The 21,548-nt window shown below is 72.1% G+C and carries 22 protein-coding genes; 21 read left to right on the forward strand and 1 reads right to left on the reverse strand.

Annotated elements, in window-relative coordinates; translation table 11 throughout:
- Nucleotides 1-35: 35 nt before the first annotated feature.
- The 21 genes from ftsY (at nucleotide 36) to AB0B55_RS21845 (ending at nucleotide 20,301) form a co-directional block, all read left to right on the forward strand.
- Nucleotides 36-1,217: a signal recognition particle-docking protein FtsY gene (gene ftsY / locus AB0B55_RS21745; protein ID WP_357173278.1), complete on the forward strand. Its 1,182-nt coding sequence runs from the start codon at nucleotides 36-38 to the stop codon at nucleotides 1,215-1,217.
- 6 nt (nucleotides 1,218-1,223) lie between these two features.
- The gene (locus tag AB0B55_RS21750; protein ID WP_357131078.1) at nucleotides 1,224-2,087 is read left to right on the forward strand and encodes an aminoglycoside phosphotransferase family protein; all 864 of its coding nucleotides are present in this window, start codon (nucleotides 1,224-1,226) and stop codon (nucleotides 2,085-2,087) included.
- Nucleotides 2,088-2,362: 275 nt separating this feature from the next.
- Nucleotides 2,363-3,772: an ammonium transporter gene (locus AB0B55_RS21755; RefSeq protein ID WP_357131075.1), complete on the forward strand. Its 1,410-nt coding sequence runs from the start codon at nucleotides 2,363-2,365 to the stop codon at nucleotides 3,770-3,772.
- Between the two features lie 25 nt (nucleotides 3,773-3,797).
- A complete protein-coding gene (locus AB0B55_RS21760) occupies nucleotides 3,798-4,136 on the forward strand; it encodes a P-II family nitrogen regulator (RefSeq protein ID WP_007456507.1) in 339 nt (112 codons plus the stop codon).
- 17 nt (nucleotides 4,137-4,153) lie between these two features.
- Nucleotides 4,154-6,430, forward strand: coding sequence for a [protein-PII] uridylyltransferase (locus tag AB0B55_RS21765; protein ID WP_357173280.1), 2,277 nt, complete (start codon nucleotides 4,154-4,156; stop codon nucleotides 6,428-6,430).
- Nucleotides 6,431-6,943: 513 nt separating this feature from the next.
- Entirely contained in the window at nucleotides 6,944-8,122 is a 1,179-nt protein-coding gene (locus AB0B55_RS21770; RefSeq protein WP_357131069.1) for a sensor histidine kinase, read from the forward strand.
- The gene (locus AB0B55_RS21775; RefSeq protein WP_357131066.1) at nucleotides 8,119-8,775 is read left to right on the forward strand and encodes a response regulator transcription factor; all 657 of its coding nucleotides are present in this window, start codon (nucleotides 8,119-8,121) and stop codon (nucleotides 8,773-8,775) included. The genes AB0B55_RS21770 and AB0B55_RS21775 overlap by 4 nt, the downstream gene beginning before the upstream one ends.
- A gap of 109 nt (nucleotides 8,776-8,884) precedes the next feature.
- The gene (gene ffh, locus AB0B55_RS21780) at nucleotides 8,885-10,438 is read left to right on the forward strand and encodes a signal recognition particle protein (RefSeq protein ID WP_357131063.1); all 1,554 of its coding nucleotides are present in this window, start codon (nucleotides 8,885-8,887) and stop codon (nucleotides 10,436-10,438) included.
- Between the two features lie 79 nt (nucleotides 10,439-10,517).
- Nucleotides 10,518-11,597, forward strand: a complete 1,080-nt coding sequence (locus AB0B55_RS21785) for an amidohydrolase family protein (RefSeq protein ID WP_357131060.1) — start codon at nucleotides 10,518-10,520, stop codon at nucleotides 11,595-11,597.
- A gap of 403 nt (nucleotides 11,598-12,000) precedes the next feature.
- A complete protein-coding gene (gene proS / locus AB0B55_RS21790) occupies nucleotides 12,001-13,407 on the forward strand; it encodes a proline--tRNA ligase (protein ID WP_357173282.1) in 1,407 nt (468 codons plus the stop codon).
- Between the two features lie 74 nt (nucleotides 13,408-13,481).
- Entirely contained in the window at nucleotides 13,482-14,129 is a 648-nt protein-coding gene (locus tag AB0B55_RS21795) for a DUF402 domain-containing protein (RefSeq protein ID WP_357131054.1), read from the forward strand.
- 230 nt (nucleotides 14,130-14,359) lie between these two features.
- Nucleotides 14,360-14,830: a 30S ribosomal protein S16 gene (gene rpsP / locus AB0B55_RS21800; protein WP_355051573.1), complete on the forward strand. Its 471-nt coding sequence runs from the start codon at nucleotides 14,360-14,362 to the stop codon at nucleotides 14,828-14,830.
- Between the two features lies 1 nt (nucleotide 14,831).
- A complete protein-coding gene (locus AB0B55_RS21805) occupies nucleotides 14,832-15,065 on the forward strand; it encodes an RNA-binding protein (RefSeq protein WP_013284588.1) in 234 nt (77 codons plus the stop codon).
- Complete coding sequence (gene rimM, locus AB0B55_RS21810; RefSeq protein WP_357131050.1) at nucleotides 15,065-15,622, forward strand: ribosome maturation factor RimM; 558 nt, start codon at nucleotides 15,065-15,067, stop codon at nucleotides 15,620-15,622. Before AB0B55_RS21805 ends, rimM begins: the two co-directional genes overlap by 1 nt.
- Nucleotides 15,623-15,633: 11 nt before the next feature.
- Nucleotides 15,634-16,407, forward strand: a complete 774-nt coding sequence (gene trmD, locus AB0B55_RS21815; protein ID WP_357173285.1) for a tRNA (guanosine(37)-N1)-methyltransferase TrmD — start codon at nucleotides 15,634-15,636, stop codon at nucleotides 16,405-16,407.
- Nucleotides 16,408-16,550: 143 nt separating this feature from the next.
- A complete protein-coding gene (gene rplS / locus AB0B55_RS21820; RefSeq protein ID WP_030335223.1) occupies nucleotides 16,551-16,907 on the forward strand; it encodes a 50S ribosomal protein L19 in 357 nt (118 codons plus the stop codon).
- A 181-nt stretch (nucleotides 16,908-17,088) separates the two neighbouring features.
- Complete coding sequence (gene lepB, locus AB0B55_RS21825) at nucleotides 17,089-17,958, forward strand: signal peptidase I (protein ID WP_355051576.1); 870 nt, start codon at nucleotides 17,089-17,091, stop codon at nucleotides 17,956-17,958.
- Nucleotides 17,959-17,968: 10 nt separating this feature from the next.
- Complete coding sequence (gene lepB, locus AB0B55_RS21830; RefSeq protein ID WP_357131043.1) at nucleotides 17,969-18,604, forward strand: signal peptidase I; 636 nt, start codon at nucleotides 17,969-17,971, stop codon at nucleotides 18,602-18,604.
- A 55-nt stretch (nucleotides 18,605-18,659) separates the two neighbouring features.
- On the forward strand, nucleotides 18,660-19,175 hold the full coding sequence (locus AB0B55_RS21835) for an NUDIX domain-containing protein (RefSeq protein ID WP_357173335.1): 516 nt from the start codon (nucleotides 18,660-18,662) through the stop codon (nucleotides 19,173-19,175).
- Nucleotides 19,169-19,981, forward strand: a complete 813-nt coding sequence (locus AB0B55_RS21840; protein ID WP_357173288.1) for a ribonuclease HII — start codon at nucleotides 19,169-19,171, stop codon at nucleotides 19,979-19,981. The genes AB0B55_RS21835 and AB0B55_RS21840 overlap by 7 nt, the downstream gene beginning before the upstream one ends.
- Nucleotides 19,978-20,301, forward strand: coding sequence for a DUF2469 domain-containing protein (locus AB0B55_RS21845; protein ID WP_018218957.1), 324 nt, complete (start codon nucleotides 19,978-19,980; stop codon nucleotides 20,299-20,301). Before AB0B55_RS21840 ends, AB0B55_RS21845 begins: the two co-directional genes overlap by 4 nt.
- A 36-nt stretch (nucleotides 20,302-20,337) precedes the next feature.
- On the opposite strand, the gene AB0B55_RS21850 is transcribed toward AB0B55_RS21845, so the two are convergent.
- A complete protein-coding gene (locus AB0B55_RS21850) occupies nucleotides 20,338-21,498 on the reverse strand; it encodes a sulfite oxidase (RefSeq protein WP_357173291.1) in 1,161 nt (386 codons plus the stop codon).
- Nucleotides 21,499-21,548: the final 50 nt, after the last annotated feature.

Raw genomic sequence — 21,548 nt, forward strand, 5'->3', positions numbered from 1 at the left:
GGGACGGCGTCGCCGGCATCTGACAGGATTCCGGCATGGCCGAATATCTCGTCCTCGCTCTGGTCCTGCTCGGTGTGCTGATCGTCGGCACAGTCGGGCTGGTCGTGCCCCGTCTGCGGCGGCGGCCCGAGCCTCCGCTGCCGCGCACCGAGGTCGACACCCGGGCCGAAGAGGATCTCGCCGGTCCGCCGGTCGAGGCACCAGAGTCCGATCTGTCCACCGGTGTCCTGGTCGAGCCGCCGCCGGTGCTCGAACCGCAGGTCGAGGTCCCCGAGCCGACCGCCGGGCGGCTGGTCCGGCTCCGCTCCCGCCTGTCGCGCTCGCAGAACGTGTTCGGCAAGGGCCTGCTCGGCCTGCTCGCCCGCGACCACCTCGACGAGGACGTCTGGGAGGAGATGGAGGACAGCCTGATCACCGCCGACGTCGGCGTCGACGCGACCCGCGACATCGTCGACCGGCTGCGCGAGCAGACCCGCGTGCTGGGCACCCGCTCGGCCGGTGAGCTGCGCGCGCTGCTCGCCGCCGAGCTGGTCAACGCCCTCGACCCGAGCATGGACCGTTCGCTGCGCACCGCCCCCAAGGACGGCGTGCCGGCGGTCGTGCTGGTCGTCGGCGTCAACGGCGCCGGCAAGACCACCACGTGCGGCAAGGTCGCCCGGGTGCTGGTCGCCGACGGCCGTACCGTGCTGCTCGGCGCCGCCGACACCTTCCGGGCCGCCGCCGCCGACCAGTTGCAGACCTGGGGCGAACGGGTCGGCGCGGAGACCGTGCGGGGCCCCGAGGCGGCCGACCCGGCCAGCGTGGCCTTCGACGCCGTCAAGCGGGGCATCGACACCGGCGTGGACACGGTGCTCATCGACACCGCCGGTCGCCTGCAGAACAAGGTCGGCCTGATGGACGAGCTGGGCAAGGTCAAACGCGTCGTGGAGAAGCAGGGACCGATCGACGAGACGCTGCTCATCCTCGACGCCACGACCGGCCAGAACGGTCTGGAGCAGGCCCGGGTCTTCACCGAGGTGGTCAACGTGACCGGCGTGGTGCTGACCAAGCTCGACGGCACCGCCAAGGGCGGCATCGTGATCGCCGTACAGCGCAAGCTCGGCATCCCGGTCAAGCTCGTCGGTCTCGGCGAGGGCAAGGACGACCTCGCGCCGTTCGACCCGGCGCAGTTCGTCGACGCGCTGCTGGGCACCGAGCCCGCTGGACGGGACGCGTAGTCTCGGGTGACCAGTGACGATCGCGCGTACGCGGGCTGGCGTGATCCCGGCCATTCCTCGCAGCGCCTCGGGAGACCGTACGTGACTTCGCAGGAGATCCCGCTGCACGGCGGGAACGTGAGCACCGTGGTCCGGGTCGGCGACACGGTCCGTCGCAACGCCGGGCCGTGGACCCCGTCTGTGCACGCCCTGCTCCGGCACCTGGAGTACGTCGGCTTCACCGGCGCTCCGCGGGCGCTCGGGATGGACGAGCGCAACCGTGAGGTGCTGTCGTACCTGGAGGGGGAGTGCGGGGAGTACCCGCTCGCCCCGCACTGGGTGACCGACGAGGCGCTGGTCACCGTCGCCACCATGCTGCGGATGTTCCACGACGCGCAGTACGGCTTCGCCCCGCCGACGGGGGCCGTCTGGCGCTCGTTCGGCCCTCCGCCGCCGGACACCGAGGTGATCTGCCACCACGACGCCGCCCCGCACAACGTGATCTGGCGTCCGGACGGCACCCTCGGGCTGATCGACTTCGACCTCGCCTCGCCCGGCGCGCGGATCTACGACGTGGCGTACGCGGCGTGGACGTGGGTGCCGATCTTCGCCGACCGGGACTCGATCACCCTGGGCTGGAAGCACCCGGACCGCCCGCGCCGGCTGCGTCTGTTCGCCGACGCGTACGGGTTGATCCCGCGGGACCGGCACCGACTGATCCGCACCATCCGCAAGCGGATCGTGGATCACGTCGAGGGCATCCGCCGGATGGCCGCCGCCGGTGAGCCGGCGTTCGTCCGGATCGTGCACAAGGGGCACCTGCGGCGTCCGATGCGCGACCTGCGGCTGCTCGACTACGAGCGGCACGCTCTGGAGAACGCCCTCCGCTGAGCGCGGACCGGTCGATGCTCGGCCGGGCCCGTCAAGCGGACCGGTCGATGGGCCTGGCCGGTCAGCCATCGACGTGCGCCGTCCGAACGATCCACCATTGTCCATGCCGCCGACTGTGCGGACTCCGTGACACGTACGAAACAAGCCGTCACGAATTGGAAACCCGCACGGGACCCTGGGTGAAACAGCCGGCAACAAAGCTTCCGCGCAACCGGCCTACGGGCGACGCTGCCCCGGAAAGCCGCGAAGGAGGACTTCACCTTTAGGAGGCCAGCGTGCCTGAAGCACCGACGATCGACGGCGCCAATACTACGTGGCTGCTGGTTTCGACCGCGCTCGTGCTGCTCATGACCCCGGGACTGGCGCTGTTCTACGGCGGCCTCAACCGGGCCAAGGGCGTACTCAACATGATGATGATGAGCTTCTCCGCCATCGGGCTCATCTCTATTCTGTGGTGGTTTTACGGCTTCAGCGTCGCCTTCGGGACCGACGTGAACGGCTTCTGGGGCGACCCGGGCGCGTACCTCGGCACCAAGACCTTCCTCGCCGAGACCGACCTGTGGGGCGCGACGACGGAGAACCCCAGCGGCATCGGCATTCCGCTCTACGTGTTCATGGCCTTCCAGATGGTCTTCGCCGTGATCACCGTCGCGCTGATCAGCGGTGCCATCGCCGACCGGGCCAAGTTCGCCGGCTGGCTGCTGTTCGCGTTCGGCTGGGCCACCCTGGTCTACTTCCCGGTCGCCCACTGGGTGTGGGGCGGCGGCATCATCGGCGGTGACATCCACGCGCTGGACTTCGCCGGCGGTACCGCGGTGCACATCAACGCCGGTGCGGCGGCCCTGGCCGTGGCACTGGTGCTCGGCAAGCGTCTCGGCTGGCCCCGCGAGGGCATGAAGCCGCACAACATCCCGCTCGTCGCGCTCGGCGCCGGTCTGCTGTGGTTCGGCTGGTTCGGCTTCAACGCCGGCTCGGAGCTGACCGTCGACGGGGTCGCCGGTCTCGCCTTCATCAACACCCAGCTCGCCACCGCCGCCGCGGTGCTCGGCTGGATCGCGGTCGAGTGGGTCAAGGACCGCAAGCCGACCATGGTCGGTGCCTCGTCCGGCGCGGTCGCCGGCCTGGTCGCCATCACCCCGGCCTGTGGCTTCATCGCCCCGTGGGCGTCCGTCCTGCTCGGCATCGTCGCCGGCATCGTGTGCGCGCTCGCCGTCAGCCTGAAGTACAAGCTGGGCTACGACGACTCCCTCGACGTGGTCGGCGTGCACTTCGTCGGTGGCTGGATCGGCTCGCTCTGGCTCGGCCTGTTCGCCACCAACTCGGTCAACGCCGCGATCAGCGACGTGGTCGGCGCCTCCGACGGCCTGTTCTACGGTGGCGGCGTGACCCAGCTCGGTCGGCAGGCCCTGGCCGGCCTGATCGTCACCGCCTGGTCGTTCGGCATCGCCTGGGTGCTCGCCTTCGTCATCGAGAAGACGATCGGCTTCCGCGTCAAGAACGAGGCCGAGGTCGAGGGCATCGACATCGCCGAGCACGCCGAGAGCAGCTACGACCTGTCCCCGTCCGGCGGCGGCACGGGTGGCGCGTTCGCGATGGCCGGCATCGGCACCCCCGGTGGCGCGCCGAGCACCGCCGCTCCCGAGACCGACTCCACCGAGCCGGTCAGCGCCAAGGTCGCCGGTTAACGTTCCTTAGATGGAGGGGTTGGACATGAAGCTGGTGACCGCGGTCATCAAGCCGTACCAGCTGGACGCGGTGAAGGAGGCTCTGCACGCCCTGGGCGTGGCCGGGCTGACCGTCAGCGAGGTCCAGGGGTACGGACGGCAGAAGGGGCACACCGAGGTCTACCGGGGTGCCGAGTACACGGTCGAGTTCCTGCCCAAGATCCGGGTCGAGGTGCTCACCGACGAGATCGACGTGGAAAAGATCGTGGACGCCATTGTCGGCGCCGCCCGTACGGGCAAGATCGGCGACGGCAAGGTCTGGGTCACCGGTGTCGAAGAGGTCGTCCGGGTACGTACCGGCGAACGCGGCCTCGACGCCCTCTGATCCGGACCACGACTGACATGACCTCGTTGATCAAGAAGAACGCGTCAGGAAACGCCGAGAACGGTGACGCGAACCTCTTGATCAACGAGGTCGTCGGCGTACCCGGGGGGATCGGGGAGGCCGCCCGAGTGGGGCGGGCGGCCGCGTACGACGAGTTCCTGCGTGGGCTGCTGCCCGTGCGCGACGGTGTCGCGCTGATGGCCGTCGGGGGCCTGGGGCGGCGGCAGTGCGCCCCCTACGGCGACCTCGACCTGGTGCTGCTGCACGCCGGAGTGCCCGGCACGGACGAGTTGGCCGCCTCGGTCTGGTATCCGATCTGGGACGCCGGACTGCGCCTCGACCACTCCGTGCGGACCGTCTCCGAGGCCCTGTCGGTGGCCCAGGACGACGTCAAGGTCGCCCTCGGGCTGCTCGACGCCCGCCTGGTGGCCGGCGACCAGGCCCTGGCCGACGCCCTGACCCGCACCGCCGCCGACCACTGGCGACGGACCGCCGTGCGGCAGCTCCCGGGGCTGCGTGAGATCACCGTCGCCCGCTGGCAGGCGCACGGCGAGCTGGCCTTCCTCCTCGAAGGCGACCTCAAGGAGGCCGCCGGCGGGCTGCGCGACGTGGGGTTGCTGCGCGCGATCTCCGCCGCCGGGATCACCGACGCGCTACGTCCCGCCGTCCGCGCCGCCCACCTGCGGCTGCTGGACACCCGTGACGCCCTGCACCAGCAGGTCGGCCGCCGGGTCGACCGACTGGTCGCCCAGGAACGCGACGGCGTCGCCGCGCTGCTCGGTCTGGAAGACGGCGACGCCCTCCTGCGGCGGGTGGCCGGGGACGCCCGCACGGTCAGCCACGCCCTCGACGACGCCTTCCGCGCCGCCGACCGGCTGCGCTCGGGCCGCTCCCGGGGTGGGAACGGCAGCCCGGTACGTCGGCCCGTGGCCCGGGACGTGGTCGAGCACGACGGCGAGCTGGTGCTGGCCCGGACGGCGATCGGCGCGCGCCCCGACCCGAGCCTGTCCCTGCGGGTGGCCGCCGCGGCGGCCACCACCCGACTGCCGATCGCGCGGGCCACCTGCGAGTGGCTGGCCGCGTACTGCCCTCCGCTGCCCGCGCCCTGGCCGGCCGAGGCCCGGGCCGCGCTCACCACGCTGCTGGGCGCCGGTCCCGGCCTGGTGCCGGCCTGGGAAACCTGCGACAGGTACGGGCTGGTGGACGGCTGGCTGCCCGAGTGGACCCGGCTGCGCAGCCTGCCCCAGCACAACCCGGTGCACCGATACACCCTCGACCGGCACCTCGTGCAGGCCGCCCACGAGGCCAGCCGGCACGCCCGCGAGGTGGACCGTCCCGACCTGCTGCTGCTCGGCGCCCTGCTGCACGACATCGGCAAGGGCCTGCCCGGCGACCACAGCACCGTCGGGGTGCCGCTCGCCGAGACGGTGGCGACCCGCGTCGGGCTGCCCGCCCCGGAGGTGGCGCTGATCGGCACGCTCGTCCGGCTGCACCTGCTCCTGCCGGACGTGGCCACCCGGCGGGACCTCGCCGATCCGGTGACCATCGCGTCGGTCGCCGAGGCGGTGGGCGACACCGGCACGCTCGACCTGCTGCACGCCCTCGTCCGCGCCGACGCCGCCGCCACCGGCCCGGCCGCCTGGTCGGACTGGAAGGGCCGACTCGTCGCCGAACTGGTCGCCCGCGTCCGTACCGCCCTGGACACCGGTGTGCTGCCCGAGCCCCCGGCCCCGGACCCGGCGCTGCTGGCCGGGCCGCTGCCGGTCGTCCACCTCACCGGAGACCGGGTGGCGGTGGCCGCCGCCGACCGGCGGGGACTGCTCGCCACGGTGGCCGGCTGCCTCGCCCTGCACCGACTGGAGGTGCTCTCCGCCGACGCCTCGGTGGTCGACGGCCGAGCGCTCGTCGAGTGCCGGGTGCAACCCCGCTACGGCCTACCGGCCGACCCGGTCCCGCTCCGTGCCGACCTGCGCCGCGCGGTCGCCGGCGACGTGTCCGTCACCCAACGGCTGCGGGGTCGTGCGCTCGCCGCCCGGGGCAGCGGCGCCGCACCCCGGGTCGTCTGGCACCGCGAGGCGGCCACCGACGCCGTCCTGCTCGAACTTCGCGCGGCCGACGCCGCCGGGCTGCTCTACCGGGTGGCCGGCGCGCTCGACGAGGCGGGTGCCCTGGTCCGGGCCGCACGGATCTCGACCCTCGGCGCGGACGTCGTCGACGCCTTCTACCTCGTGGGCGGCTGGCCGGACGACGCCACCCGGGCCCGCCTGGAGGCCGCGGTCCTGGCCGCCGTCTGACCAGCGATGCGCGCCGTGCGACGGCCCGCGCTGGCCGTGTTGGGCCCGCGCTGGCCGTGTTGGGCCCGCGCTGGCCGTGTTGGGCCCGCGCTGGCCGTGTTGGGCCCGCGCTGGCCGTCGTGGGTCGGCGCTCGTCGTGGGCCCTGCGAAGCCTTGGGATGCCCGCGGCCCGCATGCGCCACTTCGCGGCTGATGACTCAGTGGCATCAAGATGCCACCGAGTCATCACGCTTGTTGCAGCGCCCGCTCCCCACACTCCGGCCGCCATACGCCGCGCCCGCTCAGACGCTGCCGGCCCCTCGGGCGCCTGCGGCGTCGCCGCGCTACCGCCACCGGCGGCATCCGTGCGTCGTCGGCTGTCGGCATCTGTGCGTCGCCGGCTCGCGGGCCCACTCGGCGGCTGGGGCCGGGATTACCTGGGCGAGGTGAGGTCGTGGCTACGTTCGGGGACGTAGCGGCGGTGCCGCTCGTGGACGCACGTCAGGAGACGTCTGCGCGGGCAGAATGACGGCCATGCGAGGGAACGGGTGGCGTGGGCGGGACGCGGTGTCGGACGCCGTGCTTGCCCTCGTGCTGTTCGGGTTCGGACAACTCGCCACCGGGCTGGCCGGGGACAACCAGCCGGGCTCGATGCCGGTTGACGCCCTCTGCCGGGCACTGATCGCACTCGCCGCGCTCGCCCTGCTGCTCCGACGGCGTGCTCCCGTGGCGACTCTCGTCGTGGTTACGCTTGCCACCTCGACGTACCTGGTGCTCGGCTACCCGTACGGGCCGATTCTGCTCGCGTTCCTGCTCGCGGTGTACACCGTGGCGGTGCGACTGCCGGTGCGTCCGGCGGCGCTCGCCGGCAGCGGCGCGTTCGTGGTGCTGCTGGCGCATGTCTTCGCCTCGCGCGGCCCCGCGCCGGGCTGGACCGGAGTGCTGCCCGCGTCGGCCTGGGTGGTCGTACCGTTCGCGGTGGGTGTGGTGGTGCGGGTCAGCCGGGAGGCGGCCGCCCGTACCCGAGCCGAGGAGGCCCGTGAGCGTGCCGAGCAGGGTCGGCGGCAGGCCGACGAGGAGCGGCTGCGCATCGCCCAGGAGGTGCACGACGTGGTGGGGCACGGGTTGGCCGCGATCAGCATGCAGGCGGACATCGCCCTGCACCTGCTGCCGAAACGGCCGGAGCAGGCGGAGATCGCGCTGACCGCCATCAGCCGCACCAGCCGGGAGGCGCTGGACGAGCTGCGGGTCACGTTGGGCGCGGTGCGGCGGGGCGCGGAGCGTGAGCCCGTGCCCGGTCTGGCGCGGCTCCCCGCACTGCGCGACCGCCTGGCGGGCGCCGGTCTCGCCGTCGACCTGCGCCTGGCCGGTGACCCACGGGAGTTGCCGGCGGCGGTCGACCTGGCCGCGTACCGGGTGGTGCAGGAGGCGTTGACGAACGTGCTGCGGCACGCCGAGGTGGCGCGTGCCGAGGTGACCGTGACCTACCGGGCCGACGAGGTGACGGTCGAGGTCACCGATCGGGGCGTCGGCGTCCCGGGCCGGCTCGACGCGGCCGGCGACCTCGAACCGGCCGACGGCCGGTCCGGCGGGCACGGGCTGGCCGGCATGCGGGAGCGGGTGACGGCGTTGGGCGGGCGGCTGAGCGTCGGACCGCGCTCGGCCGGCGGGTTCCGCGTGTGGGCCCGGCTGCCGGTGGAGCCGTCCCCGTGATCCGGGTACTGATCGCCGACGACCAGGACCTGGTCCGCCTCGGGCTGCGGGCGCTGGTGGAGAGCGAGGACGACCTGGCGCTCGCCGGTGAGGCCGCCGACGGGTTGCGGGCGGTCGAGCTGGCCCGGCGGGAGCGGCCGGACGTCGTCCTGATGGACATCCGGATGCCGGGCATCGACGGGATCGAGGCGACCCGGCGGATCGTCGCCGATCCCGACCTGACCGGTACGCGGGTGGTGGTGCTCACGACCTTCGAGCTGGACGAGTACGTCTTCGACGCGCTGCGCCACGGCGCGAGTGGGTTCCTCACCAAGGACACCCGGCCGCCGGAGCTGCTGCGGGCGATCCGGCTGGTCGCCGAGGGGGAGGCGCTGCTGTCGCCGTCGGTGACCCGCCGGGTGGTGCGGGAGTTCGCCACCCGGCCGTCGCGGGCACCCCGTCCGCACCCCCGACTGGACACGCTCACCGACCGGGAACGCCAGGTGGTGGGCCTGGTCGGTGAGGGGCTGAACAACGAGGAGATAGCCGCCCGGTTGGTGGTCAGCCCGGCGACCGCCCGGACACACGTCAGCCGGGCGATGGGCAAGCTGGCAGCCCGGGACCGGGCCCAGCTCGTCGTCTTCGCGTACCAATCGGGCTTGGTTCCGGGGTGAGGCCGGGCCGCCAGCGGCCGTGCGGCCGGGCGGCTACCCTAGCGGTGGCCGGACTCCGCAGTGCCGGCCGCGTTGTGCCCGCCGGAACACTGACAAACGGGATGTTCGCGTGTTTGACACCTTGAGTGACCGCCTGTCCGGGATCTTCACCAAGCTCCGCGGCAAGGGACGGCTCACCGACGCCGACATCGACGCCACCGCGCGTGAGATCCGCCTCGCGCTGCTGGAGGCGGACGTCGCGCTGCCGGTGGTCAAGGGCTTCATCGCGGCCGTCAAGGAGCGCGCCCGCAGCGCCGAGGTCTCCCAGGCGCTCAACCCGGCCCAGCAGATCATCAAGATCGTCAACGAAGAGCTGATCAACGTGCTCGGCGGCGAGGGGCGACGACTCCAGTTCGCCAAGCAGCCGCCGACCGTGATCATGTTGGCCGGCCTCCAGGGCTCGGGTAAGACCACCCTCGCCGGCAAGCTGGCCCGCTGGCTCAAGGGTCAGGGCCACCAGCCGCTGCTGGTCGCCGCCGACCTCCAGCGCCCCAACGCCGTCGGGCAGCTCCAGGTGCTCGGTGGTCGCGCCGGGGTCGAGGTGTACGCGCCGGAGCCCGGCAACGGCACCGGCGACCCGGTGCAGGTGGCCCGCGCGTCGATCGAGCACGCCAAGCGCGCCGCCCGGGACATCGTCATCGTCGACACCGCCGGCCGGCTCGGTATCGACGCCGAGATGATGCAGCAGGCCGCCGACATCCGCGACGCCGTCTCCCCGGACGAGGTCATCTTCGTCATCGATGCGATGGTCGGTCAGGACGCCGTCCGCACCGCCGAGGCGTTCCGCGACGGCGTCGGCATCACCGGCGTGGTGCTCTCCAAGCTCGACGGTGACGCCCGTGGTGGTGCCGCGCTGTCGGTTCGCGAGGTCACCGGGCAGCCGATCCTGTTCGCGTCCACCGGTGAGAAGCTGGAGGACTTCGACGTCTTCCACCCCGACCGGATGGCCAGCCGGATCCTCGGCATGGGCGACGTCCTCACTCTGATCGAGCAGGCCGAGCAGGCCTTCGACTCCGATCAGAAGGAGAAGATGACCGCCAAGCTGATGGGCGGCGAGCAGTTCACGCTTGACGACTTCCTCGACCAGCTCATCGCGGTACGGCGGATGGGTCCGATCGCCAACGTGCTGGCCATGATGCCGGGCATGGGTCAGATGAAGGACCAGCTCGCCGAGTTGGACGACAGCCACTTCGACCGGGTCACCGCGATCATCCGGTCGATGACCCCGGGCGAGCGCAACAACCCGAAGATCATCAACGGCTCCCGCCGGGCGCGTATCGCCAACGGTTCCGGAGTCACCGTCATGGACGTCAACCAGCTGCTCAACCGCTTCGCCGACGCGCAGAAGATGATGAAGCAGATGGGCGGCATGATGGGCCTGCCCGGTGCTGGCCGCCGCAAGGCGACCAAGTCGCCGAAGAACAAGCGCAAGGGCACCAAGGGCGGCGGTCGTCCGCGTACCGGCGCCGGGATGCCGGCCGGCTTCCCGGGTGGCATGCCGCAGCTCCCGCCGGGGATGGACCCGAACGACCTGGCGGCTGGCCAGGGCCTCCCGCCCGGCTTCAAGCTCCCGAAGATCGACTTCAACAAGCTCGGCAAGGGCGGCGACAAGGGTCCGCGCTGACGCGGACCTGCCCGCGCTGACCTCCCGGAAGAACGACCTGCTCGCCCCCGACGGGGAGTGATCGGGTAGGACTGTGCGCATGGCCCTTCATGTGCGCGGCGTGCTGCTCCCCGACGACGAGGTCCGGGACCTCTGGCTGGTCGGCGAACGGGTGACCTTCACCCCGGTCCCCGACGCGGAGACCGTCGTCGACGGCGGGTTCGTGCTGCCGGGGCTGGTCGACGCGCACTGCCACCTCGGCATCGCCCGAGGTGGGGCCCCGATCACCTCGCTCGACCAGGCCCGCGAACTGGCCCACATCGACCGGGACGCCGGGGTGCTGGCGATCCGGGACGCCGGCTCGCCGTACCCGTACCCCGAGTTGGACGACGAACCCGACCTGCCGCGACTGGCCCGCGCGGGCCGGCATGTCGCCCCGCCGAAGCGCTACCTGCGGGACATCGGCGTCGAGGTCGACGCCGCCGATGTGGCCGCGACGGTGGCCGCCCAGGCCAAGGCCGGCAACGGCTGGGTCAAGCTGGTCGGCGACTGGATCGACCGTGGCGTGGGCGACCTCGCGCCGGCCTGGGACGCCGACACCCTGACCGCCGCCGTGCGGGCCGCGCACGACGCCGGGGTACGCGCCGCCGTGCACACCTTCTCCGAGGCCGCCGTCGAGATCATGGTGCGCGCCGGGGTGGACTCGGTCGAGCACGGCACCGGCCTGAGCCTCGACCTGATCGACGAGATGGCCCGCCGGGGCACCGCGCTCGTCCCCACAATGATCAACATCGCGACCTTCGGCGGGATCGCCGAACAGGCGCAAGCCAAGTTCCCCGGGTACGCCGAACACATGCTCGCGCTGCGCGACCGCTTCCCCGAGGTGGTGCGGGCCGCCCACGAGGCGGGTGTGCCGATCTACGTGGGCACCGACGCCGGCGGCGGCATCGACCACGGGCTGGCCGCCGAAGAAATGCTGCTGCTGCACGAGCGGGCCGGCATGCCCGCCGAGGACGTACTCGCCGCCGCCTCCTGGGGCGCCCGGGAATGGCTCGGCTTTCCCGGGCTGGTCGAGGGCGGTCTCGCCGACCTGACGGTCTACCCCGAGGATCCCCGCCGCGACCTGCGGGTCGTCCGTGCCCCGTCCCGCACGATCCTGCGCGGCCGAGTGGTGCGCTGACCCGTCTGCGCTGGGCCGCGCTGGGCCGCGCTGGGCCGCGCTGGGCCGCGCTGGGCCGCGCTGGGCCGCGCTGGGCCGCGCTGGGCCGCGCTGGGCCGCGCTGGGCCGCGCAAGGCCGTGCTGGGCCGTGCTGGGCCGCGCAAGATCCTCACAGCATCAGGGATATTGCTGCTTCCGGCGTGGCTGAGGCAGCAACATCGGTGATGTTGTGAGGATCTTGGCGTGGGCTCACCACGAGTCGGACGATCGTCGGCGGCGAAGGCCAGCGCGGTCGGATCCGCGCCCGGCAGGCGGTCGCCGGCCCAGCCGAGCAGCGCTTGCAAGGGGCGCCATGCCGCCACGCGGAGGGCGTGACGCCTCCCGGGCGCGGTGACGCCTCGCCCGGCGCATAGGATGTGCGGTCATGGCACGCGTGCTCACTCCCCGTGCGGAGGACTTTCCCCGCTGGTACCAGGACCTGATCGCCAAGGCGAAGCTGGCCGACAACGGCCCGGTCCGGGGGACCATGGTCATCCGACCGGCCGGCTACGCCATCTGGGAGCGGATGCAGGCCGAGATGGATGACCGGATCAAGGCGGCGGGCGCGGAGAACGCGTACTTCCCGCTGTTCATCCCGGAGAGCTACCTCAAGCGCGAGGCCGAGCACGTCGAGGGCTTCTCGCCGGAGCTGGCGGTTGTCACCCACGGTGGTGGCAAGCAGCTCGCCGAGCCGGTGGTGGTGCGTCCCACCAGCGAGACGGTGATCGGCGAGTTCATGGCCAAGTGGATCGACTCGTACCGGGACCTGCCGCTGCTGCTCAACCAGTGGGCGAACGTGGTCCGGTGGGAGCTGCGTCCGCGGATCTTCCTGCGGACCAGCGAGTTCCTCTGGCAGGAGGGGCACACCGCGCACGCGACCCGCGAGGACGCCCGCGCCTACGCGCGGCGGATCCTGCACGAGGCGTACGAGGACCTGATGGTCAACGTGCTGGGCATCCCGGTGGTGGTGGGCCTGAAGACGGCCCGTGAGCGGTTCGCCGGGGCGACCGCCACGTACACCTGCGAAGGCATGATGGGCGACGGCAAGGCGCTCCAGCTGGGCACCAGCCACGAGTTGGGGCAGAACTTCGCCAAGGCGTTCGACATCAGCTACTCGGCCAAGGAAGGCGGCCGGGAGCACGCCTGGACGACCTCCTGGGGCACGTCGACCCGGATGCTCGGCGGCCTGATCATGGCGCACGGCGACGACAACGGCCTGCGCGTGCCGCCGCGGCTGGCGCCCATCCAGGCGTACATCATGGTTGTCAAGGACGGCGAGGGCGTCGCGGAGGCGGCGGCCAAGCTGCGCGACGGCCTGCGCGACGCCGGTGTCCGGGTCGCGCTCGACGACCGGACCGACACCGCGTTCGGCCGCCGGGCCGTCGACGCCGAGCTGCGCGGTTATCCGGTACGCGTCGAGGTCGGTCCTCGCGATCTGGCCGTCGGTAACGCGACGGTGGTTCGTCGTACCGACGGATCGAAGTCTCCGACGCCGGTGGCCGACGTGGTCGGCGCGGTGCTGGCGGCGCTGGAGGCCGACCAGCAGGTGCTGCACGACCAGGCGCTGGCCCACCGCACGTCGCGCACGGTGGAGGTGTCGACCCTGGCCGAGGCGATCGAGGCGGCCGCCACCGGGTGGGCCATGGTGCCGTGGTCGGCGGTCGGCGTGGCCGGCGAGGCCGAGGCGAACGGCCAGGGCGTGACGGTGCGCTGCCTGCTGCGGGCCGACGGCTTGGTGCCGGACTCGGAGGACGAGCCCGACCTGGTGGCCATCCTCGCCCGCGCCTACTGAGACGTTAGGAAGGGCCCCTTCCTACCGTCTGCGGTAGAGGAAGGGCCCCCTGCTTACAGTCCGGAGGTGTTGCCGTGCGGTTTGCACCGGGTCGGCTGATCATGCACCGCAACGTGCGGCACGGCCGGATCGGCTGGGTGCGCCCGGGGCGGGTGGTCAGCGACGACGAGCGGGGCCTGCTGGTGTGGATCGCCCGGGACTCGCCGGTGGCCCACGAGGTCACCGAGGCGGGGCTGAACATGCGGGCGATGCCGTTCGCCCAGTGGGTCTCGTCGTCGTACCGGTTGGCGCACGGCCACTGGAACGGTCCGCCGCTGTTGAAGTTCCTGCCCACGGGCGCGGCGCATTCGGTGTGGTGGTTCCGGGACGCGCAGGGTCGGTTCGCCCACTGGTACGTCAACCTGGAGGAGCCCGGCGTCCGCTGGGACGACGGCTCGGTGGCCGGCGTCGACGTGGTGGACCAGGACCTCGACGTGGTGGTGCGTCCGGACCTGAGCTGGCAGTGGAAGGACGAGGACGAGTTCGTCGAGCGGCTCGCCTTCGGCGACGACTACTGGGTGACCGACGAGAAGGCGGTCCGGGCCGAGGGGGAGCGGGTGATCGCGCTCGCCGAGGCCGGCGCGTTCCCGTTCGACGGCACCTGGGGTGACTTCACCCCGCCCGCAGATTGGGACGTGCCGGACAAACTGCCCCTAGGGTGGGATCGGCCGCCGGTGCGCTGAGAGGTGTTCCGGATCACCGGTGACGTGGTGTCCGGGTCCGATGCGAACGATCGGCGTCGGATCTGGCAGAATGGGTCGCTGGTATCCGGCGCGCGTCCGGCGCCCTCTAACCCGGGCACGTCGCCAGTCCACCGAGTAGTCTCCGGCCCAACCCCACTGTGCCGGTCGGCGCTCACCCATGCACACCGCCCGTAGTGGGCCGGTGAGATCGCAACAGGAGCGAAACAACTGTGGCCGTAAAGATCCGGCTCCTGCGGATGGGCAAGATCCGCAACCCGCAGTACCGCATCGTCATCGCCGACTCGCGCACCAAGCGTGACGGCCGGGCGATCGAGTTCGTCGGGGTGTACCAGCCGAAGGAGGACCCTTCGGTCATCGAGGTCAAGTCGGAGCGGGTCCAGTACTGGCTGTCCGTCGGCGCCCAGCCGAGCGAGGCGGTGCAGCGGCTGCTGGAGCTGACCGGTGACTGGCAGAAGTTCAAGGGCCTGCCGGCCCCGCCGCCGCTGAAGGTCGCCCCCGAGCGGGCCGACCGCAAGGCGGCGTACGAGGCCGAGGCGAAGGCCGCTGCCGGGCTGGCCCCGGAGACCCCGGCCAAGCCGGCCAAGAAGGCCGCCAAGGCCGCCGAGGCGCCGGCCGCTGAGGCCCCGGCGACCGAGGCTCCGGCCGAGACCCCCGCCGCCGACGCCGGTGAGCAGGCCTGACATGCCGCTGCGTCCCGCCTTGGAGCACCTGGTCAAGGGCATCGTCGACCACCCGGACGACGTCCGGGTCCGGATGGTCGATTCCCGTCGGGGCAAGCGGCTGGAAGTCCGCGTGCACCCCGAGGACCTCGGCACGGTGATTGGGCGGTCCGGTCGGACCGCCAAGGCGCTGCGTCAGGTGATCGGCTCCATCGGTGGGCGCGGAGTACGCGTCGACATCGTCGACTCGTACTGATGCAGCTCGTCGTCGGAAGGATCGGCAAGCCGCACGGTGTCCGCGGTGAGGTCACCGTGGAAGTGCGGACGGACGAGCCCGAAGCGCGGTTCGCCCCCGGTACAGTGCTGCGCACTGAGCCGGGGGCGGTTCCGCCGCCCGCGCCGGCGGACGGGCCGGGCGTGGTGTTCCGGGTTCCGGCCGAGCTGACCATCGAGGAGTCCCGGTTCCACCAGGGCCGGATGCTCGTCGCGTTCGACGGGATCCTGGACCGCAACACCGCCGAGGCGCTGCGCGGCACCCTGCTCGTGGTGGACAGCGCCGACGTCGAGCCTCCGGAGGACCCGGAGGAGTTCCACGACCACCAGTTGGTCGGTCTGGCGGTGGTCACCCCGTCCGGCGAACGTCTGGGCGAGGTCGCCCGGATCGACCACGCGCCCTCGTCCGACCTGCTGGTGCTGCGGCGGCCCGAGGGGCGTACCGCGCTGATCCCGTTCGTCCGGGCGATCGTCCCGGAGGTCGACCTGGCCGGTGGACGCGTGATCGTCGACCCGCCGGCCGGACTGCTCGATCTTTAGGACCACCGCGCATGCGCGTCGACGTCGTGTCGATCTTCCCGGAGTACTTCGCCCCGCTGGACCTGTCGTTGATCGGCCGTGCCCGGGCCAACGGCGTACTCCAGCTCGCCGTGCACGACCTGCGGACCTGGACCCACGACGTGCACCGCACGGTCGACGACACCCCGTACGGCGGCGGCCCGGGGATGGTGATGAAGCCGGAGCCGTGGGGTGCGGCGCTCGACGCGCTCGCCCCGGCCGGGGCCGCGCCGCCCCGGCTGCTGGTGCCGTCGCCGGCCGGCGTGCCGTTCACCCAGGCCCTGGCCCACGAGCTGGCCGCCGAGCCGCACCTGCTCTTCGCCTGCGGACGGTACGAGGGGATCGACCAGCGGGTCCTGACGCACGCCGCCACCCGCATGCCGGTCACCGAGGTGTCGCTCGGTGACTACGTGCTCTTCGGCGGCGAGGTCGCCGTGCTGGTCGTCCTGGAGGCGGTCACCCGACTGCTGCCCGGGGTGCTGGGCAACGCCGGCTCGCTGGACGAGGAGTCGCACGCGCACGGGCTGCTCGAGGCGCCGATCTACACGAAGCCGCCGAGCTGGCGCGGCCACGACGTGCCGGACGTGCTCCGCTCCGGCGACCACGGCAAGATCGCCCGTTGGCGGCGCGAGGAAGGGCTGCTGCGCACGGCGGCCCGACGTCCGGACCTGCTGGCCGCGCTGCCCCCCGAGCGGCTCGACAAACGGGACATCGCGGCGCTGGAACAGGCCGGATTTCAACCACCGCCGGGGGATGTGGCAAAGTAGAGGGGTTGCCGCATCCGTCCGCGCCCGCGGGCGGCTGCGAGGATCCCCGACCGGGGTTGGCCCGCCGACCACCACCCGGGAATCAGAATCACCCATCCGCGCATCGAGTGACGGTGCGCCGTGAGCCTTACGAGGACGCAGCGATGAACATCCTGGACGCCCTTGACGCCCAGTCGAAGCGGACCGACCTCCCCGACTTCCGTGCCGGTGACACCGTCAAGGTGCACGCGCGGGTCGTCGAGGGCAACCGGTCCCGTGTCCAGATCTTCCAGGGCGTCGTGATCCGCCGCCAGGGTGACGGTCTGCGCGAGACCTTCTCGGTCCGCAAGGTCAGCTTCGGTGTCGGTGTCGAGCGGACCTACCCGCTCAACGGCCCGGGCATCGACCGCATCGAGGTCGTGACCCGCGGTGACGTGCGTCGCGCCAAGCTCTACTACCTGCGCGAGCTGCGCGGCAAGAAGGCCAAGATCAAGGAGAAGCGGGAGAAGCAGCCCAGCTGACTTCCCGCTCGCCACGCCGCCTGAGCTGCGCGTATGCCGTACCGACCGGACCGCACTACCCTGGTCGTACGGGCGCAGCCAGGCGGTGGCCCCGCCCACGAGGCGGGCAGCCGTCCACAACCGCCCGTGGAGCCTCGACGAGGCTCCCGGGCGGTGGTGTTTCTGCGGACCGGGGAGTGGCGTGGTGCAGACGCTTGACGAGGACGGCACTGTCGATCCGTGGCGGCGGCGGGTTCGCCGCACCCGGCGTCAGATGCCCCTCTGGCAGGAACTTCCACTGCTGCTGGTGGTGGCCTTCTGCCTCGCGGTGTTGATCCGCACGTTCCTGCTCCAGGCGTTCTTCATCCCGTCCGGCTCGATGGAGGACACTCTCCTGATCGGCGACCGGGTGCTGGTCAACAAGGTCGTCTATGACGTCCGTGACCCGGTGCGCGGCGAGGTGGTGGTGTTCCGGGGCACCGACCGGTGGGCGCCGCAGGTCGACCAGCAGCCCGAGCCCGGGTTCGCCGGCAAGCTCGCCCGGACCGTCGGGGACCTGGTCGGGGTGAGCCGCCCCGGCGAGAAGGACTTCATCAAGCGGGTGATCGGCGTGCCCGGCGACCGCGTCAAGTGCTGCGACTCGCAGGGCCGGGTCACCGTGAACGGGACCCCGCTCGACGAGTCGTACGTGCTGCGCGACTCGCCACTGGACCTGCCGCCCAACCCGCAGGAGTGCCGCTCGCGGCGCTTCGACGAGGTGGTCGTACCCCCGGGTCAGATCTTCGTCATGGGCGACCACCGTGAGGTTTCCCAGGACGCGCGCTGTCAGGGGCCGGTGCCCATCGACAACGTCGTCGGCCGGGCGTTCATGGTGGTCTGGCCCTCGTCGCGCTGGGCGGCGCTGTCGGTGCCGGCGACGTTCGACGACGTGGCCGCGCCGGCCACGGCCTCGTCCGGTGTGCCGCCGACCCGCCCGTCCCCGCAGGGCGGTGTGCTGCTGATACTCCCGCTGACGGTCGCGCTGAGGGGTTCCCGCGCGTTCCGGACGGTGACGTCCGGTCCGGCAACGTAGGCTCCTTGGCGTGATTGACGAGCAGACCGACAAGCCGCGTAGCTCCTTCTGGAAGGAGCTGCCGATCCTGCTGGGTGTGGCGATCCTGGTCGCGGTGCTGGTCCGCGCCTTCGTGCTGCAGACCTTCTTCATCCCGTCCCCGTCCATGGAGAACACTCTCAAGATCGATGACCGGGTGTTGGTCAACAAGCTGGTCTACGACTTCCGGTCACCGCACCGCGGCGAGGTGATCGTGTTCAAGGCCCCCACCGAGTGGAGTGGCAACCCCGACGGCGAGGACTTCATCAAGCGGGTGATCGGCGTCGGCGGCGACCACGTGGTCTGCTGCGACCCGCAGGAGCGCCTGATGATCAACGGCAAGTCGCTCGACGAGCCGTACATCTTCTCCATCGACGGGGTCCAGGACAAGGCGGCCGACCAGGAGTTCGACATCACCGTGCCGAAGGGTCGGCTGTGGGTGATGGGCGACCACCGGTCCGCCTCGGGTGACTCGCTGGAGCACTGGCAGCAGTCCAACCAGAACATCACCGAGGCCACGATCCCCGAGAGCGAGGTCGTCGGGCGGGCGTTCACCGTCTTCTGGCCCGTCAACCGGGCCACCTGGCTGACGGTGCCCGACCAGTTCGACGGCATTCCCAAGCCGTAGAACTGGTGGGGGCGTGGGCGATCGGCCGCCCGTCTGGCAGGCTGGTGCGGTGACCGTGAGGAGTGGGCTGACGAGCCCCACAGACGCGAACGGTGCCGACCGCGTCTACATCCCTCGACGCGCGGCGCGGGTGCTGCTGGTCGACGCGGCCGGTCGGATCCTGCTGTTCCACGGCTTCGACCCGGCCCGCCCGGAGCACCGCTACTGGTTCACCCCGGGCGGCGGGCTCGACAGGGGTGAGTCTCCGGCGTCCGGCGCGGTGCGGGAGTTGGCCGAGGAGACCGGGCTGCGGGTCGATCCGGCCGAGCTGGGTGAGCCGGTCTGGTCCGACGCCACCGAGTTCCCGTTCGACGGCGACTGGTACCGCCAGGAGCAGGACTTCTTCCTGCTCCGCGTCCCGTCGTGCGAGGTCGACACCGTCGGCTTCAACGACGTCGAGCAGCGCAGCATCGCCGGTCACCGCTGGTGGCTGCCCACCGAGTTGGCCGCCAGCGGCGAGCGGTACTACCCACCGGAGCTGCCCGACCTGCTGGCCCGGCTGCTGCCGCCGGCTGCCGAGGCGTCGTGCTGACCCCGCCGCGTACCGTCGTTCGTCGGGAGGCCGGGCTCTACGCGCTGGAGCGGGCGTTGCAGCGGCGCGGCTTCCGGCACGTGGCCGGCGCCGACGAGGCCGGCCGGGGCGCGTGCGCCGGGCCGTTGGTCGCCGCCGCGGCCGTGCTCCCGGAGGGGCGGCGCGGCGAGATCGACGGGCTCGCCGACTCCAAGCTGCTCACCCCGGCCAGCCGGGAACGGGTGTACGCCGAGGTCGTGGACCGTGCCCTGGCGTACGCCGTGGTGATCATCCCCGCCGACGAGGTCGATGCCCGAGGGCTGCACGTGTGCAACCTGGCCGCGATGCGCCGGGCGCTCGCCTCGCTCACCACCCGACCGGAGTACGTGCTGACCGACGGCTTCGGTGTGGACGGCCTGGGGGTGCCGGGGCTGGCGGTGTGGAAGGGCGACCGGGTGGCCGCCTGCGTGGCGGCGGCCAGCGTGCTCGCCAAGGTCACCCGGGACCGGATCATGGTGGAGTTGGACGGGGTGTACCCGGCGTACGGCTTTGCCGAGCACAAGGGCTACATCACCCCGGAGCACAGCGCGGCGCTGCGCGAGCACGGGCCGTGCCGGGAACACCGCTTCTCGTACGTCAATGTCGCGACGGTCTCCGGCCGCGACGGCCGGCCACCGCGCGCTCGGCGACCGGCCGACCCGGGCTCGGACGAGCCGATGGGGCACTCCGGGGCGTCAGGGGGTACCGTCGGCGTGGCGTTGGGCGAGCAGCCTCGGCCTTCGACGCCCGTGGGGGAAGATGTGGTCATGGAAGGCGGAGTGCGATGAGCGCGGAAGATCTCGAGAAGTACGAGACCGAGATGGAGCTGCAGCTCTACCGGGAGTACCGCGACATTGTCCGCCAGTTCTCCTACGTGGTGGAGACCGAGCGTCGGTTCTACCTGGCCAATCAGGTCGACCTGCACGTGCGCAACTCCGACGGCGAGGTCTACTTCGAGGTCGAGATGCACGACGCCTGGGTATGGGACATGTACCGCCCTGCCCGCTTCGTGAAGAACGTCCGAGTGATGACCTTCAAGGACGTCAACGTCGAAGAGCTGGAGAAGCCCGACATCTCGCTGCCCGCCGACTCCGGCTTCGGCAACTGACCGGACCGTCGCGCCCCGGGCCCCCACCCGTGGCGGTCACTCGGCGGGCACCACGACCTCGACGCGCTGCACCAGGTTGTTGGCGAAGCCACCACGATTCCACGGCTGCTCGACCGGCTGGGTCCGCCCGGACGCGTCGGTCGCCCGTGCGCTGAGCACGTACCGGCCCGGCGTCGCCGTCCACTCGTACCGCCACCGTCGCCAGGCGAACTCCCCGCCCGTCGCCGGGTCCAGCTCGGCCTGCGCCCAGCTCGCCCCACCGTCGACGCTCACCTCCACCGCCACCACCGGCGCGTGCCCCGACCAGGCCCGACCGTCCACCGTGCACGGTCCCGCCGGCAGCACCCGGCGGCGCGTCATGAAGTCGGGAAAGCCCGGTGGGCGCACCAGGGCACGCGGCTCGATCCGGGTCACCGGCTCGCCCGGATCGTCCGCGTCACGGCGCAGCCGGTAGGCCACCGCGTTCTGGTAGCCGTCGAACGGCGTGGTCCGCACCTCGATCGAGTGCAGCCACTTGACGTGTGCCATGCCGTACCAGCCCGGCACGATCAGCCGTAGCGGAGCGCCGTGCTGCGGCAGCAGGGGAGCGCCGTTCATCTCGTACGCCAGCAGCACCTCCTCGCGCAGCGCGTCGGCCACCGGCAGCGCCCGCTGGTAGTCCTGCTCGACCCCCCGCTCGACGCCGTGATCGGCGCCGGTGAAGACGACGTCCACGGCGTCCGGGCCGAGGCCCGCCTCGCGCAGCAGGGGCGCCAGCGGCGTACCCGTCCACTCGGCGTTGCCGACCGCCTCGACCAGCCACGGCTGGCTCACCGGCCGGGGGTGCAGCAGGGCCCGTCCGTTGCCGGCGCACTCCAGGGTGACCCGGTGGGTGACCCGGGGCCGCTCGCGCAGCTCGGACAGACCGACGGTCAACGGCCGCTCGACCGCCCCGCCGACGGTGAGCGAGTGCGTCGCCGGGTCCACCTCCGGGATGTCGTAGTGGACCAGCAGGTAGTGCAGCCCGGCGGGGGTGACGTCGTAGCGCAGCGCCTCCAGCGGCAGACCGTGGTTGCGGGCCGCCAACTGCAACTCGTCGGCGCTGATCGCCTCGTCCGGCTCGGCGAGCCGGGACGGGCCGCTCACGTCCGCCACCGTCGGGCCGGAACCTTCGGCGCCGCCCGCGCGGGACGTCGTCCGATCGTCAAGAGTGGTCATGCCGGCCTCCCCGGTACAGACGGCGGCACCCGCCGTACGCGGCCCAGCCT

The sequence above is a fragment of the Micromonospora sp. NPDC049107 genome, assembly GCF_040648595.1.
Lineage (GTDB): Bacteria > Actinomycetota > Actinomycetes > Mycobacteriales > Micromonosporaceae > Micromonospora.